We start from the raw sequence: 15,429 nt of genomic DNA, 5'->3' as shown, positions 1-15,429 counted from the left end.
TTTCAGGCGCTTTTTTTTATTACTTGCTCTCTTTATTCGTAATAGAAGCTCTTACGAAGTCATGGAACAATGGTTGTGGACGATTTGGACGAGAAACTAGTTCTGGGTGGAACTGTGCTGCCACGAACCAAGGGTGATCTTTTAATTCAATGATTTCAACTAGACGGCCGTCTGGGCTTGTACCAGAGAATACAAATCCTTCTTTTTCCATATCCGGACGGAATTGATTGTTGAACTCATAACGATGACGATGACGCTCATATACAACCGGCTCATTGTAAGCACTGTAAGCATTTGTTTCTTCAGCAAGCTTACATGGGTATAGGCCAAGACGAAGTGTACCACCTAAGTCTTCTACATCTTTTTGTTCTGGTAATAAGTCAATGATTGCATAAGGTGTGTCAGGATTAATTTCAGAAGAGTTAGCTCCTTCTAATCCTAATACGTTACGTGCAAATTCGATTGATGCAAGTTGCATACCTAAGCAAATTCCTAAGAATGGTACTTTGTTTTCACGAGCATATTGAATTGCAACGATTTTACCTTCTACACCACGATCGCCGAATCCACCAGGTACAAGGATACCATCTGTGTCGCCAACTAATTCTTGTACGTTCTCTGGTGTTACGTGTTCAGCATTTACCCATTTCACTTCTACATCTGTGTCGAATGAATAACCCGCATGACGAAGTGCTTCTACAACAGAAATGTATGCATCTTGAAGCTCTACGTATTTACCAACAAGAGCAATTTTTGTTTTCTTAGAAAGGTTACGTACTTTATTAACTAGCGCAGTCCACTCTGTCATATCTGCAGCTGGATTGTCTAATTTTAAGTGATCGCAAACGATTTGGTCCATATTTTGCTCTTGAAGAGATAATGGAACCGCATATAAAGTATCTGCATCGCGTGCTTCGATAACTGCTTTTGTATCAATGTCACAGAATAATGCAAGCTTGTCTTTCATATCTTGAGAAACAGGCAATTCTGTACGAACAACGATAATATTTGGTTGAATACCTAAGCTGCGAAGCTCTTTAACGCTATGTTGCGTTGGTTTTGTTTTCATTTCACCCGCTGCTTTTAGGTACGGGATTAACGTACAGTGAATGTACATTACATTGTCACGACCGATGTCGCTCTTAATTTGACGGATTGCTTCTAAGAATGGTAGAGACTCGATGTCACCAACAGTTCCACCAATTTCTGTAATAACAACGTCCGCGTTTGTTTCGCGACCAGAACGGTATACACGCTCTTTAATTTCGTTAGTAATGTGAGGAATAACCTGAACTGTTCCTCCTAGGTATTCACCACGACGCTCTTTTTGAAGAACTGAAGAGTAAATTTTACCTGTTGTTACGTTGCTGTATTTGTTTAAGTTGATGTCGATGAAACGCTCATAGTGACCAAGGTCTAAGTCAGTTTCTGCACCATCATCTGTTACGAATACCTCACCGTGTTGGTATGGGCTCATAGTCCCTGGGTCTACGTTAATGTATGGATCAAACTTTTGAATCGTTACGTTTAAACCACGATTTTTTAAAAGTCTTCCTAGAGATGCTGCTGTAATACCTTTTCCTAAAGACGATACTACACCGCCTGTTACAAAAATATACTTAGTCATGAAAAAGCTCCCTCCTATTTTGCTGTTATATAATCACCGTTGCAAAGCGCAACGTATGTAGATAACACTGTATCCATCTTATTGTTAGACTCTTTTTATTTTCTAAACAAAAAACAAAAAAGAAAATTGCTCCCCTCATCACAAAAAGTAATAAGTAGGGAGCAATTTTCTTTTATATTTACACTTTAAAAGTATTATCGTCCTTTTTTAAAGAGCCCAAAAATGATTCTACATGGACGATAATGAAAAGTCAAGAACTACAGTTCTTCCTCTTCTTCTTCTTCAGTTTCATCGTACTCAAGTTCTTCTTCGGCGAAGTCATCGTCATCATCTTCATCTAAATCATCAAGATCTTCGTCATCTCCGTCTTCTTCTTCAAGAACCTTGTCCAAATCTTCTACCTCTTCTTCTTCATTTCCGTCTGCATCGTCGAAGTCTTCATCTTCTTCAATGTAGTCGTCAAAACCGTCTTCTTCAACTTTACGTTTCTTCTTCGGTTTTGGTTGAGGCAAGATTTCTTCATCAATTTGCTCATATGGGTACCAGCTGCGTAGCCCCCAACGATTTTCTCCTAAATTAATGAAACGTCCATCGATGTTTAAATCTGTATAAAATTGTGCGAGTTTCGCATTAACTTGCTCTTGAGATAGTCCCAGCACTTGAGCGATTTCTTGAACCAACTCGTTGAATGTCGTTGCTTGTCTTTTATCCCCTAAAACGCTATGTACAACTTCAATCATTGAACATTCTTTTAGCTCTTCTGGTGAATATTGCTTAAAATTCACTTATGCGGCACTTCCTTTCTTCAAATATAACCTTATATATAACGGTCTGCTTAAAAAAATCCATACTATTCATTATAAACAAAAGTCGCACAAATATGCTACAAAAAAAACGGGAAACTTTAATATGGTAATAAAATTATAATTTGTCTATTCCTTATTTCGGAAACATATGCGCTCCTTGCAGTACATACCTAATTTGCATTTCTGTATATTCTTCAAGCGTATACAGTTTTTGCAAGGCCCAACGTCTAAATCCCCACATTTGTCCTTGTATGAAAATGTTATGTGCAAGAAGCTGTATCTCTTTTTTATTTAATGTAAATGTCCCATTTTCTGTACACTGCTCTAAAATATTCTCAAACATCCCGACCATTTGAAATTCTTTTTCTAATACGTACGGGAGCGATTCTTTCGGTAAAAAACGTACCTCTTGATACATTATTAATACTTCTTCCTGCAATTCGTCCATCACTTTAAAGTAATTCGTTATCGCTATCTTTAAACTTTCTATACTCCCTTTTTCTGTACACACTACTTCCTCTAATCTTTCTTTTACATGTTCATAAATACTATCACAAACTAAATATAAAACATCATCTTTTGTACGAATGTACTCATAAAGTGTTCCAATACTAAACCCAGCCGCCTTCGCAATCTCTCTCGTTGTTGTACGCGGGAACCCTTTTTGCTTAAATAATTGCACCGCACCTTTAATCATTTGTTCACGTCTTAACGCAACTAATTTTTCATCTTTCACGGACGCATGCACATTATGTTTAACCATCCCCTTCACCTCTCTCTATTATTTTTTGGAAGGAAAAAGCGTAGGAAAATACCTACGCTTTCGTTCCTACTTCGTTAACATACGAGAAATTACAAGCCTTTGAATCTCTTGTGTTCCCTCATATATTTGTGTAATCTTTGCATCCCGCATATAACGCTCTACTGGATAATCTTTCGTATAACCGTAACCACCAAATACTTGTACCGCTTCAGTCGTCACCTTCATCGCTGTATCGCCTGCAAATACTTTTGACATCGCTGACTCTTTCCCGTACGGAAGCCCTTCCGATTCAAGCCAAGCCGCTTGGTATGTTAGAAGACGCGCCGCCTCCACATCCGTTGCCATATCTGCAAGTTTAAAGCCAATTCCTTGCTGCGCCGCAATTGGTTTCCCAAACTGATGACGCTCTCTTGCATATTCTACAGAAGCATCTAAAGCCCCTTGCGCAATACCGACTGCTTGTGCGGCAATACCATTACGGCCGCCATCTAATGTTTGCATCGCAACTTTAAATCCTTGGCCCTCTTCCCCTAGTAGATTCTCTACAGGAATACGGCAATCTTCGAACATAATTTCAGTTGTTGGTGAAGAGCGAATCCCTAACTTGCTTTCCTTCTTCCCAACTGAAAATCCTGGTGTATCACTTTCCACAATAAACGCGCTCGTACCACGCTGCTTCGATTCAGGATCAGTTAACGCAAAAACAACATAAATATCAGCAATACCGCCATTTGTAATAAAGATTTTCGATCCATTTAAAATGTAATGGTCTCCATCTCGTTTCGCAGTTGTCCTCATTCCGCCAGCATCTGAACCAGAACTTGGCTCCGTTAAACCGTATGCGCCAATTTTCGTTCCTTCTGCCATCGGTCGTAAAAACTTTTGCTTTTGCTCTTCTGTTCCAAATTTAAAAATTGGCCAACCAGCAAGTGAAGTATGTGCAGACAGCGTTACACCTGTTGAAGCACAAACACGAGATAATTCTTCGATAGCGATTACATATGCTAAGTAATCGCTTCCAATTCCGCCGTATTCTTCAGGCCACGGAATGCCGGTTAAACCAAGCTCTGCCATTTGATCAAATAGCGCGCGATCAAATCTCTCTTCTTCATCACGCTCAGCTGCCGTCGGTGCTACTTCGTTCTTAGCAAAATCCCGAACCATTTTTCTTATCATTTCATGTTCTTCTGATAGTTTAAAATGCATGCCCGTCTCCCCCTTGTTCTTTTATAAAGCTCGACTAATAACAAGTTTCTGTATCTCACTCGTTCCTTCATATATTTGTGTGATTTTCGCATCACGGAAAAATCGTTCTACTGGATAGTCTTTCGTATAACCGTAACCACCAAATACTTGCACCGCTTCAATCGCAACTTCAACAGCCGTCTTAGAAGCGAATAATTTCGCAATAGATGCCTCTTTACCACATGGTAATCCTTGTGCTCTTAGCGATGCCGCTCTATATACGAGTAATCGCGCTGCTTCTACACTAGTTGCCATATCTGCAAGTTTGAATCCGATTCCTTGCTGCGCTGCAATTGGCTTTCCGAATTGCTCACGTTCTTTCGCGTAATCAATTGCACATGCAAGCGCTGCTTCCGCAATTCCTAAAGCCTGTGCACCAATTCCAATTCGTCCAACATCTAAATTCGCCATCGCTACCTTAAATCCTTGTCCTTCTTCACCAAGTAAATTCTCAGCCGGCACTTTCATATCTTCGAACGTAAGTTGTACTGTGCGAGAACCGAGAAGTCCCATTTTATGCTCATCTTTTCCAATAATTAAGCCCGGTGTATCTTTCTCTACTATAAATGCAGAAATCCCACTTTTTCCTGCCTCTGGATTTGTAGAAGCGAATACAATGTATGTACTTGCTTCACCACCATTTGTAATAAATACTTTCGATCCATTAATAATGTAGTGATCGTCTTTCTTTACAGCTCTCGATTTCAAACTCCCTGCATCTGATCCTGCATTCGGTTCTGTTAGAGCAAATGCACCTAAATATTCACCAGTCGCAAGTTTAGAAACATATTTCTGCTTCTGGTCTTCCGTTCCGAAGTATAAAATCGGATTCATTCCAACTGACGTATGTACAGCTAAAATTACACCAACCGTTGCACTTACCTTTGAAATTTCCTCAATTGCTAAGATATAAGAAATAAAATCCATTTCTGCCCCGCCATATTTTGCAGGCGCTGGAATACCCATTAGTCCAAGCTCACCCATCTTTTGCAAAACCTCTTTCGGGAACACCCCTTGTTCCATACTAGGAACAAAGGGAGCTATTTCCTTCTGCGCAAAATCTCGAACCATTTTCCTCATCATTTGTTGCTCTTCAGTAAAATGAAAATTCATGTACTTCGCCTCCGTTTGCTATATATCTTTTTAACAATTTGGTAAGACCACTATTTTAATAAAGGGAGGATTTTATTCGTAAACGTAGAAGCCACGACCCGTTTTACGTCCTAACCATCCTGCATTCACATATTTGCGTAATAATGGACATGGGCGATATTTACTATCACCTAATCCTTCATGCAACACTTCCATAATGTATAAACATGTATCTAAACCGATAAAATCAGCGAGCGTTAAAGGCCCCATCGGATGATTCATACCGAGTTTCATTACTTCATCAATCGCTTCTTTCGTCGCTACACCTTCATATAACGTATAGATTGCCTCGTTAATCATCGGCAATAAAATACGGTTCGATACAAACCCTGGGAAATCATTTACTTCAACTGGTACTTTACCAATTTTCTTCGTAATATCCTCAATCGTTTCATATACCGCATCATCTGTAGCCAAACCACGAATAATTTCAACAAGCTTCATAACCGGAACTGGATTCATAAAGTGCATACCGATTACTTTCTCCGGACGTTTCGTTACCGCTGCAATTTCTGTAATTGGTAGAGATGACGTATTCGTCGCTAAAATTGCGTGTTCTGGAGCAATTTCATCTAGATTCGCAAAGATTTTCTTTTTAATATCCATTTTCTCAACAGCTGCTTCAATAATAAGGTCCGCTTCCTTCACACAATCTAAATCAAGCGTTACTGTAAGGCGATTTAACGTTGCTTCCTTCTCTTCTTCCTTCATGCGCCCTTTTTCTACCTGACGCGCTAAGTTTTTCGTAATAATAGCCAATCCTCTGTCTAATTGCTCTTGTTTTAAATCTTGTACCTTCACATCATATCCTGCCATTGCACATACTTGCGCAATTCCCGATCCCATTTGTCCCGCACCAATTACAACTATTTTTTGTACACCCATTCTTTCTTCCCCCTTAATATAAATTGTTAATAAATCAAAAATTACCTACACGTAAATTAACGAACTTCAATCATAATTGCATCGCCTTGACCGCCACCGCTACAAATCGAAGCAATTCCAATTCCGCCACCGCGCTGCTTCAGTGCGTGAATAAGTGTAACGATAATACGTGCTCCACTTGCTCCAATCGGATGTCCCATTGCCACTGCGCCGCCATTTACATTCAATTTGTCTGGGTCAATTCCTGCAATCTCTGTACTTGCAATTGCTACCGCTGCAAATGCTTCATTAATCTCGAATAAATCGATATCTTCAATTGTCTTGCCTGTTTTTTTCAACAATTCGTTAATTGCATAACCTGGCGTTCTTGGGAAATCTTTAGACTCCACTGCAATTGCCGTATGTGCCAAAATTGTCGCTAATGGCTTTCTTCCTTCTTGCTTCGCTCTATCTTCGCTCATTAGTACAAGTGCAGCACCACCATCATTTAGTCCTGGTGCATTACCCGCTGTCACTGCTGATGTCTTATCAAATACAGGTTTTAATTTTGCTAATTTTTCAATCGTTGTATCCGCGCGCGGCGCCTCATCTTTTGCAACGACAATAGGATCGCCTTTTCTTTGCGGAATCGTTACTGGTACGATTTCCTCTTCAAAACGTCCTTCTTTATGTGCCGAAACCGCACGTTGATGGCTACGGTACGCCCATTCATCTTGCGCTTCGCGAGAGATTCCATCTTCCTTCGCAACTTCTCCGCCATAAACACCCATGTGTATACCTGAAAATGCGCATGTTAAACCGTCAGCAACGTTTAAATCAATCACTTCGTTGTTGCCCATTCTGTATCCCCATCTTGCTCCGCGTAAAATGTAAGGACTATTACTCATCGACTCCATACCGCCAGCTACAATAAGTGATTGATCACCAGTACGAATAATTTGATCCGCTAACGTAACCGCACGAAGCCCTGATGCACAAACTTTATTCACTGTTTCCGTCTGCACTTCCCAAGGGATTCCAGCAGCCCTCGCAGCTTGGCGTGATGGAATTTGTCCCTGTCCACCTTGAATAACTGTTCCGAATATAACTTCTTCAACATCATTAGCAGAAACGTTTGCTCTTTCAAGCGCTGCTTTAATTGCAATTCCCCCAAGTTCTGTTGCTTTCACGTCTTTTAAAGATCCTCCAAATTTCCCAACCGGTGTTCTTGCAGCACTTAAAATAACTGTTTTACTCATATCTATTTCCCCCATCTCTTTTTTTAGCACCGAGCGCTCGCTCGGTGTTCTTACGTTGAGAAGAGGTGCAATGATTGCACCTCTCTAAAGTTGTATTCATGCTTGCAAATTACATCGCTTCTTTCTTCTGTCCGATAACAGAGCGTTCTAAAATCTCTGTTACGTCAAGAGTTTGAACCTTCTCTTCTACTTCTTTTGCTTTCGTCCCATCACTAATCATCGTTAAGCAATATGGACAACCTGTACCGATAATGGATGGCTCTACAGCTAGTGCTTGTTCTGTGCGAGCAACGTTAATACGTGAACCTGCTGTCTCTTCCATCCACATTAGGCCACCACCTGCGCCACAACACATTCCTGTTTCACGGTTACGTGCCATTTCTACAAGATTCACACCAGGAATTGCTTTCAAAATGTCGCGCGGTGCTTCGTATACTTCGTTGTATCTTCCTAAATAACAGGAATCATGGTACGTAACTGTTTCCTCAATAGCGTGAACAGGTTTTAAGCGTCCTTCTTTCACCCACTGAGCTAACAATTCTGTATGATGATAGACTTCTGCTTGCAAGCCAAAGTCTGGATACTCATTTTTAAATGTGTTATAAGCGTGAGGATCAATCGTAACGATTTTCTTCACTCCTGCTTTTTCAAATTCCTCGATGTTCTTTGTCGCCATCTCTTGGAAGACAAATTCATTTCCAAGACGTCGCGGTGTATCCCCAGAATTCTTTTCTTTATTACCAAGTATCGCAAATGAAATGCCTGCTTCGTTCATTAACTTCGCAAATGATATCGCAATCTTCTGACTACGATTATCATATGATCCCATTGAACCAACCCAGAATAAATATTCGAACTCCTCGCCAGCTTTCGATTTTTCTTTTACAGTTGGAACCGTTACTTCATCATCACCTTGGCGCCAAGTTTCACGCTCTTTACGGTTCAGTCCCCATGGATTCCCTTGACGCTCGATGTTTGTCATCGCACGCTGCGCTTCCGCGTCCATCTTTCCTTCTGTTAAAACGAGATAGCGGCGTAAATCAATAATTTTGTCAACGTGCTCATTCATAACCGGACACTGGTCTTCACAGTTACGGCACGTTGTACAAGCCCAAATCTCTTCCTCTGTAATAACATCTCCGATTAAACTCGGATCGTAAGCTAGCGTTGTAGCTGCTGATTCTTGTTGCCCTTTCCCAGCTGCCATCATCGCTAACTGATTTCCTTGTGTATTATTAAAAGCAACTACTGGAACCCACGGTGCTTTTGATGTCACTGCTGCTCCTTTATCAGTTAAATGATCGCGCAGTTTTAAAATTAAATCCATCGGCGATAACATTTTCCCTGTTCCTGTTGCCGGGCACATATTTGTACAGCGACCACACTCTACGCAAGCGTATAAATCAATAAGCTGATTTTGTCTAAAGTCTTCGATTTTACCAACACCAAATGTTTCTTGCGTTTCATCTTCAAAGTCAATCTTTTCAAGTTTCCCTGGATTTGAAAGACGACCGAAGAAAACGTTGGCTGGTCCCGCAATTAAATGCGCGTGTTTTGATTGTGGAACATACACTAAAAACGTTAACAAAATTAGTAGATGCACCCACCAAGAGAAATAGAACACAGAAATGGCTACGGTTTCATTTATTCCCGAGAAAACGTAAGCGATTGCAGAAGCGATTGGTTCACTCCATGAAAGCTCCTCGCCATGCCATATAATTCCCATCCCATTACCGAGTAGCACAGAAACCATTAAGCCACCAATAAAGATAAGAACAAGGCCTGATTTAAAATTACGTTTTAAACGAACTAGCTTCTCAACATAACGTCTATGAAAAGCCCAAAAGACTGCAATTAAAATAACAAGTGTGACAATTTCCTGGAAGAATGTAAATGCAGGGTATAGTGGTCCAAGTGGAAGATGTGATCCTGGTGCGAGTCCTTTCCAAACGAAGTCAATTGCTCCAAATTGGACAAGAATAAATCCGTAAAAGAACATAACGTGAATAATGCCGCTCTTCTTATCTTTCAGCAGCTTTTTCTGACCGAAAACATTGACTTTAAGGAGATCCCAACGCTCTTTAAAACGACGGTCAAATTCAATCTTTTTTCCTAACTGTATGTAGGCCATCCTCGTTCGTATAAGATACACAAACAAATATCCCGCATAAGCAATAACAGCAATGGCAGCCAGCCAATTCATGATCAGTAAGCTATTCATTTTTATGCTACCCCTCTCTTTGTAAGCCCTCTTTCTTTTTTAGAATCTTCAAAAACATATAATTTTCTGAATTTTTTCCCTTATCTTCATTATATAATGAGTGAGCATTCAGTCAACAGTTTTTTTGTTATACAACAACATATTTTTTAATAAAGCTGTTTATTTCGGTGAAACTATAAAGTGAAACTTTAATCAGTAGAGCGCGATTTATTCCCTACTGATTATTAGTCTCAACAATCGGGCTTTACCGGACAACCAGCAAAATGAAGGTGAAAAGAATGCAAAGGAGGGAATTCACTTATGTTCTTCTTATCTCTCTTGCTACTATGCGTTACTCTTTGGATCACAATTGACCTTTTATATGGGAGGATTCTTCATTTAAAGCGTGTGCGCTCTCGTACTTTCCCTTTACGTCAAAGTAATTTTCACCTTTATACATACGGGCAAGATTTATATGATGCTTTATTTACTGATATACAACAAGCAAGGCACCATGTGCACGTTTTATTCTTCATTGTCAAAAACGATAAAATCAGTCGTGAATTTTTAAAGTTACTTATCGATAAGGCACAAGAAGGAATTGAAGTAAGACTTTTACTCGATCGATTGGGAAGCCATCATTTATCAAACGAGGCAATTCGTTCCCTACAAAAACACGGCGTCTCTTTTTCATTTTGTCATAAAATGAAATTTCCGTTCCTTTTCTTTTCTGCCAATCAAAGAAACCATAGAAAAATTACAGTTATTGACGGGAAAATTGGTTATATTGGTGGATTTAATATTGGAGAAGAATATTTAGGGCATAATCAAAAATTAGGATTATGGCGCGATTATCATTTACGTCTTACAGACGAAGGTGTACAAGATTTGCAAAAACAATTTTTACATGACTGGTTTGATGATACAAGCCAAAACTTATTGGATACTTCTCTTTATTTTCCGAAACTGCAACCTGGTACCATCCAACATCAATTTATTCCGACAGATGGGGCCTATTTACAACATACCTTTTTACACTTAATTGAAAATACAGAAAAAGAACTCTTTATCGGTACACCATATTTCATTCCTGGAAAAAAAATTATGAACGCATTATTAAAAGCACGAAAACGTGGAGTTCAAATCACGATTCTCGTTCCAGAAAAAGCTGATCACGCCCTTGTTCGAGAAGCAAAATTTCCATATTGCCGAAAGTTAATACAAGCCGGGTGTAATATTTACGCATTTCAACAAGGTTTTTTTCACGCTAAAGTTATTATAGCGGACGATTATATTTGTGATATCGGAACTGCAAACTTTGATATGAGAAGTTTATATATTAATCATGAAATCAACTGCCTTTTATATGATAAACATTTTATACAAACAGTAAAAGACAAATTCCATGAAGATCTAGAAAACGCGTCATTACTTTCCTTTAAAGATGTTAGCCCCCTTTCTCTTATTGATAGAGGGAAAGAATGGATAGGAACGGTATTTGCTTTCTTCTTGTAGGAAAGATAATGAGTAAAAAGAGGTGTATCACATATGATTATGCGGTTTGGATATGTCTCACATGCAATGGCGCTGTGGGACTGTTCTCCTGCCAAAACGATGACGTTTACAAGCTTTCAAAAGCTCAGCAAACAAGAACGAGAAGATAAATTGTACGATGTTACAAGACAAAATCTTGAGCATACAATACGTATTCTTCATTACAATATAGCGCATGAAATTCCTTTATATCGTTTATCCTCTTCCATCGTCCCACTTGCAACACATCCCGAAGTAGAGTTCGATTATATCGGGGCATTTACACCGCTTTGGCGTAAAATTGGGGCATTAATTAAAGAACACAATTTACGAGTAAGTTTTCATCCAAATCAATTTACGCTATTTACAAGTGACAAGCCACATATTACAACTAATGCGATTACAGATATGACCTATCATTATAAAGTATTAGATGCAATAGGAATTGCAGATTCTTCCTATATTAATATCCATGTAGGTGGTGCCTATGGAAATAAAGAACAAGCGGTTGGACGTTTCCATGAAAATATAAAAAAACTTCCTACACATATAAAAAAGCAAATGACGCTTGAAAACGATGATAAAACATATACAACTGCTGAAACTTTATCTATTTGCAAAAAAGAAAAGATTCCATTCGTATTCGATTATCATCATCACCTAGCAAATCTTTGCGAGGAACCGCTAGAATTGTTACTTCCTGCAATTTTTGAAACTTGGTCACATACAAATATCCCTCCTAAAGTTCACATTTCCTCCCCTAAATCCAAAAAAGAATTTAGGGCCCATGCTGAATATATTGATTTAGAGTTTATTAAGCCTTTCTTACACATTGCAAAAAAAATCAATCATAATTTCGATATTATGATTGAAAGTAAACAGAAAGATTTAGCAATGCTGCAATTCATACATGAATTATCCTCTATAAGAGGGATAAAAAGAATAAATGGCGCAATATTACAATGGTAAATTGTAACATTGCGCCATTTTTTTTTAAAAGTAATTCTTATAGTAAAAATGTTCCTATTTTATATGCTATTATTTAAATTAGCATTTTCCCCCTGAGATTCAACTTTATTGAAACGGAGTCATAATATGATTAATCAAAAAAAGTATGTACAATTTGTCATAATTTATATTTGTATATTTTCTCTTTGGATATCCTTTATTCCAAATGAGTGGAATATAAAAGAAATTGGAATCCTTTTCTTATTTTGTTTTGCTGCAATCTTTTCTTGTTATTGCTCATATAAAGCAATTAAGAAAATGAAGCGCGGTGATAAACTATTTTGGGTGTTATTATTATGCACTTGCCTATGCGGATTGGCTATGGAGATAACTTTATTTCTTCATTCACTTTCTATATATGATCAAGTCATATTCTCATATAGGGCACTACCTTTTTTCATCATACAATATATTTTACTCTTTTCTGCCTTCGCTATAAAGTTCATAAAACATTACTCTATTAGAGGCCTTGCTCAATTCTCATTCGATAGCATCTTTATCGTTATTATGAATATTTATTTCACCTTAACGTTTATTTTGGATCTTTCAAGCTTCGGTATGCTAACAAAGGGTACGTGGGTTTTAATTGGGTACTTTATCGCACAATCATTAGTAATTTACGCCGTTATTAGCCTATATAGAAGAGAACAATATTCTTCTAGTAGAATCTCATTAATTATCGGCTTTACTATCATACTCGTGTACGGATATATACAACTATTCCAGTTAAACACAGGAATGCAAACTTCTGCTGAAGTCTCTTATTTAATACATACCGCTTCAACTTTATTAATCGGTTTATCGTCCATACTATACATTTTAGATAAACCAATGCAACATGAAACAAAAGCGAAATATTATCGATTCGATTATGTACGCTTTATATTACCTTATTTTAGTATAATCATTACTTTTTCCTTCATTATCATTCAACCTTGGGATGATAAGTTTATGTTAATCGGTCTCGTATTATCACTTATTTTATTATTCTTACGACAACTTTACATGTGGAAAGATAATAAAGTATTAATCGATACATATGAACAGCTGACTACACAACTAGAAGATGAAGTTGAAGAAGGTGCATTTGCATTATCCAAAAGTGAACAACGCTATAAATCTTTATTTGAAGATCATCCCGATGCTGTTTTCTCTTTAAATATGAAGGGTATTTTCCAACATTCTAATAAGGCATGTGAAAGTTTATTTACCGCCTACTATTGTGAAGTAGAAAGTTATTCCCTTTTACACTTTATTGACTCAAAAGACCATGATCTACTAAAGAGAGCGTTACAAATAACGAAAGAAGGTAGACCACAAACTTTAGAAGTTCGCACGAAAGAAAAAGAAGGCTATTACTATTACCTTCACATTACACTCATCCCTACTTTCATAAATAAAGAAGTTGTCGGGATGTTCGGCATAGCACGTGATATTACAACTTTATATGAAAAACAAAAACAAGTAGAACATTTAGCCTTTCATGATGCACTCACAGGATTACCAAATCGTCGAAAATTTGAAAAAGATTTAAAAACTATTTTAAATACAGCTCAAACTAGCGCAAATGATGTTGCCGTCATGTTTCTTGATTTAGATCGCTTCAAAAAAATTAACGATAGGCTTGGTCATGACGTCGGAGATTTATTATTAATTGAAGTAGCAAAAAGATTACGCGGTTGCTTACGTTCAAAGGATGTTGTTGCTCGCCAAGGTGGAGACGAGTTTACAATTCTATTACCAGATATGTACTCAGAAAAAAGTGCGGCTTTTATAGCTGAACAGATTTTAATTATTTTAAACAAACCATTCTTCATTAAAGATGAAGAACTATCTATTACACCGAGTATCGGAATTGCCATGTATCCTGATTATGGAACTGATGTTACTGAATTAATGAAAAATGCCGATATGGCTATGTATTGCGCGAAAGCAAATGGAAAAAATAGATTTGTTTTCTTCTCAAAAGAAATGAGTATCGCACAAAATGAGATTGAATTTTTAGAAGGGGAACTTTCTAAAGCGTTACAACAAAATGAATTTTTCCTTGAGTATCAGCCACAAGTAAGCACAGCAACAAAAAAAATTATCGGTTTTGAAGCACTAATCCGTTGGAAGCATCCAAAACTCGGCATCGTATCTCCTGCCCAATTCATTCCTCTAGCGGAGGAAACCGGATTTATTATTGAACTTGGAAATTGGATTTTACGTACTGCTTGCTTAGAAGCAAAAAGATGGCATAATCAAGGTTTTTCTCACTTGAAAGTTGGTGTGAATTTATCTGTTGTTCAATTTAACCATGCAGATTTAATCCCAACTATTTCAAAGGTTTTAGAAGAAACAGAACTAAAACCGGAAGCACTAGATATTGAAATTACGGAAAGTATTGCAATTAATCAAAATCAATCTGTAGTTACAAAACTAGAACAGCTTCAAAATCTCGGTATTCAAATTTCAATCGATGACTTTGGAACTGGTTATAGTTCTTTAGCTTATTTAACAAAATATCCAATCAACACATTAAAAATTGCTCGAGAGTTTATTTGCGGCATTACAAATAGCCCTTTAGAGGAAGCGATTATCTCTTCCATCATTACACTATCAAAAGAACTAAATTTAGAAGTTATTGCAGAAGGTGTAGAGACGGAAGAACAATGGAAGTTTTTATATGAACAAAACTGTGACCACATTCAAGGATTCTTTATTAGCAAGCCTGTTTCTAGTAAAGATGTTTGGAGGTTACTCCACAAAAAAACAACCGTCTAAGTAAGACGGTTGTTTTTTTAATATTCAAAAGGTAGGTCCGAAGCTAATTGTACCTCTTGATCATTATGAGAAATTACTTGGCTTTTCTCTAAAGCTGTATCTGTTAATGAAATACCCCATGCCATTGCTAACGTTAATAAACTACCAATAAGTAATTTTTTCATATTCCATCACCCACATTTTTTTCTTTTAATATATCATGAAAA

12 protein-coding genes are annotated in these 15,429 nt (G+C 37.7%); 3 read left to right on the top strand and 9 right to left on the bottom strand.

Annotated elements, in window-relative coordinates:
- Window positions 1-19 precede the first annotated feature (19 nt).
- The 8 genes from pyrG to MR115_RS07880 form a co-directional block, all read right to left on the bottom strand.
- A complete protein-coding gene (gene pyrG / locus MR115_RS07915; RefSeq protein WP_097817083.1) occupies window positions 20-1,627 on the bottom strand; it encodes a CTP synthase in 1,608 nt (535 codons plus the stop codon).
- A gap of 257 nt (window positions 1,628-1,884) precedes the next feature.
- The gene (rpoE, locus tag MR115_RS07910; protein ID WP_097817084.1) at window positions 1,885-2,412 is read right to left on the bottom strand and encodes a DNA-directed RNA polymerase subunit delta; all 528 of its coding nucleotides are present in this window, start codon (window positions 2,410-2,412) and stop codon (window positions 1,885-1,887) included.
- A gap of 154 nt (window positions 2,413-2,566) precedes the next feature.
- The gene (locus tag MR115_RS07905) at window positions 2,567-3,196 is read right to left on the bottom strand and encodes a TetR/AcrR family transcriptional regulator (protein ID WP_000238598.1); all 630 of its coding nucleotides are present in this window, start codon (window positions 3,194-3,196) and stop codon (window positions 2,567-2,569) included.
- 66 nt (window positions 3,197-3,262) lie between these two features.
- Window positions 3,263-4,402 (bottom strand): acyl-CoA dehydrogenase AcdA, encoded by a 1,140-nt coding sequence (gene acdA / locus MR115_RS07900; protein WP_000545531.1) that lies wholly within the window; start codon window positions 4,400-4,402, stop codon window positions 3,263-3,265.
- A gap of 21 nt (window positions 4,403-4,423) precedes the next feature.
- Window positions 4,424-5,554 (bottom strand): acyl-CoA dehydrogenase, encoded by a 1,131-nt coding sequence (locus tag MR115_RS07895; protein ID WP_242240743.1) that lies wholly within the window; start codon window positions 5,552-5,554, stop codon window positions 4,424-4,426.
- 72 nt (window positions 5,555-5,626) lie between these two features.
- Window positions 5,627-6,478: a 3-hydroxybutyryl-CoA dehydrogenase gene (locus MR115_RS07890; RefSeq protein WP_000538860.1), complete on the bottom strand. Its 852-nt coding sequence runs from the start codon at window positions 6,476-6,478 to the stop codon at window positions 5,627-5,629.
- 56 nt (window positions 6,479-6,534) lie between these two features.
- Entirely contained in the window at window positions 6,535-7,716 is a 1,182-nt protein-coding gene (locus MR115_RS07885) for an acetyl-CoA C-acetyltransferase (protein WP_071724816.1), read from the bottom strand.
- A gap of 109 nt (window positions 7,717-7,825) precedes the next feature.
- Complete coding sequence (locus MR115_RS07880; protein WP_242240742.1) at window positions 7,826-9,937, bottom strand: (Fe-S)-binding protein; 2,112 nt, start codon at window positions 9,935-9,937, stop codon at window positions 7,826-7,828.
- A 300-nt stretch (window positions 9,938-10,237) separates the two neighbouring features.
- Between MR115_RS07880 and cls the strand changes: the two genes are divergently transcribed.
- The 3 genes from cls (at window position 10,238) to MR115_RS07865 (ending at window position 15,223) form a co-directional block, all read left to right on the top strand.
- Window positions 10,238-11,431 carry a cardiolipin synthase gene (gene cls / locus MR115_RS07875; RefSeq protein ID WP_242240741.1) on the top strand — a complete coding sequence of 398 codons (1,194 nt, stop codon included), beginning with the start codon at window positions 10,238-10,240 and terminating at the stop codon, window positions 11,429-11,431.
- 33 nt (window positions 11,432-11,464) lie between these two features.
- Entirely contained in the window at window positions 11,465-12,418 is a 954-nt protein-coding gene (gene uvsE / locus MR115_RS07870) for a UV DNA damage repair endonuclease UvsE (protein WP_242240740.1), read from the top strand.
- A gap of 126 nt (window positions 12,419-12,544) precedes the next feature.
- On the top strand, window positions 12,545-15,223 hold the full coding sequence (locus MR115_RS07865; protein WP_242240739.1) for a DUF4084 domain-containing protein: 2,679 nt from the start codon (window positions 12,545-12,547) through the stop codon (window positions 15,221-15,223).
- A 17-nt stretch (window positions 15,224-15,240) separates the two neighbouring features.
- Here the strand turns inward: MR115_RS07865 and papR are convergent, their stop codons facing one another.
- The gene (papR, locus tag MR115_RS07860; protein WP_000734741.1) at window positions 15,241-15,387 is read right to left on the bottom strand and encodes a quorum-sensing peptide PapR; all 147 of its coding nucleotides are present in this window, start codon (window positions 15,385-15,387) and stop codon (window positions 15,241-15,243) included.
- Between the last annotated feature and the right edge of the window lie 42 nt (window positions 15,388-15,429).

It is taken from the genome of Bacillus cereus group sp. BfR-BA-01309 (assembly GCF_022664315.1).
Classification (GTDB): domain Bacteria; phylum Bacillota; class Bacilli; order Bacillales; family Bacillaceae_G; genus Bacillus_A; species Bacillus_A mobilis.
Note: the sequence above shows the minus strand (reverse complement) of the source record. Positions and strands in the feature narration are given on the sequence as shown.

Excerpts from the sequence above, each read along its gene's own strand:
- cls (WP_242240741.1), top strand. The coding sequence starts at position 10,238 with ATGTTCTTCTTATCTCTCTTGCTACTATGCGTTACTCTTTGGATCACA.
- uvsE (WP_242240740.1), top strand. The coding sequence starts at position 11,465 with ATGATTATGCGGTTTGGATATGTCTCACATGCAATGGCGCTGTGGGAC.
- pyrG (WP_097817083.1), bottom strand. The coding sequence starts at position 1,627 with ATGACTAAGTATATTTTTGTAACAGGCGGTGTAGTATCGTCTTTAGGA.
- papR (WP_000734741.1), bottom strand. The coding sequence starts at position 15,387 with ATGAAAAAATTACTTATTGGTAGTTTATTAACGTTAGCAATGGCATGG.
- MR115_RS07895 (WP_242240743.1), bottom strand. The coding sequence starts at position 5,554 with ATGAATTTTCATTTTACTGAAGAGCAACAAATGATGAGGAAAATGGTT.
- MR115_RS07890 (WP_000538860.1), bottom strand. The coding sequence starts at position 6,478 with ATGGGTGTACAAAAAATAGTTGTAATTGGTGCGGGACAAATGGGATCG.
- acdA (WP_000545531.1), bottom strand. The coding sequence starts at position 4,402 with ATGCATTTTAAACTATCAGAAGAACATGAAATGATAAGAAAAATGGTT.
- MR115_RS07880 (WP_242240742.1), bottom strand. The coding sequence starts at position 9,937 with ATGAATAGCTTACTGATCATGAATTGGCTGGCTGCCATTGCTGTTATT.
- MR115_RS07905 (WP_000238598.1), bottom strand. The coding sequence starts at position 3,196 with ATGGTTAAACATAATGTGCATGCGTCCGTGAAAGATGAAAAATTAGTT.
- MR115_RS07885 (WP_071724816.1), bottom strand. The coding sequence starts at position 7,716 with ATGAGTAAAACAGTTATTTTAAGTGCTGCAAGAACACCGGTTGGGAAA.
- MR115_RS07865 (WP_242240739.1), top strand. The coding sequence starts at position 12,545 with ATGATTAATCAAAAAAAGTATGTACAATTTGTCATAATTTATATTTGT.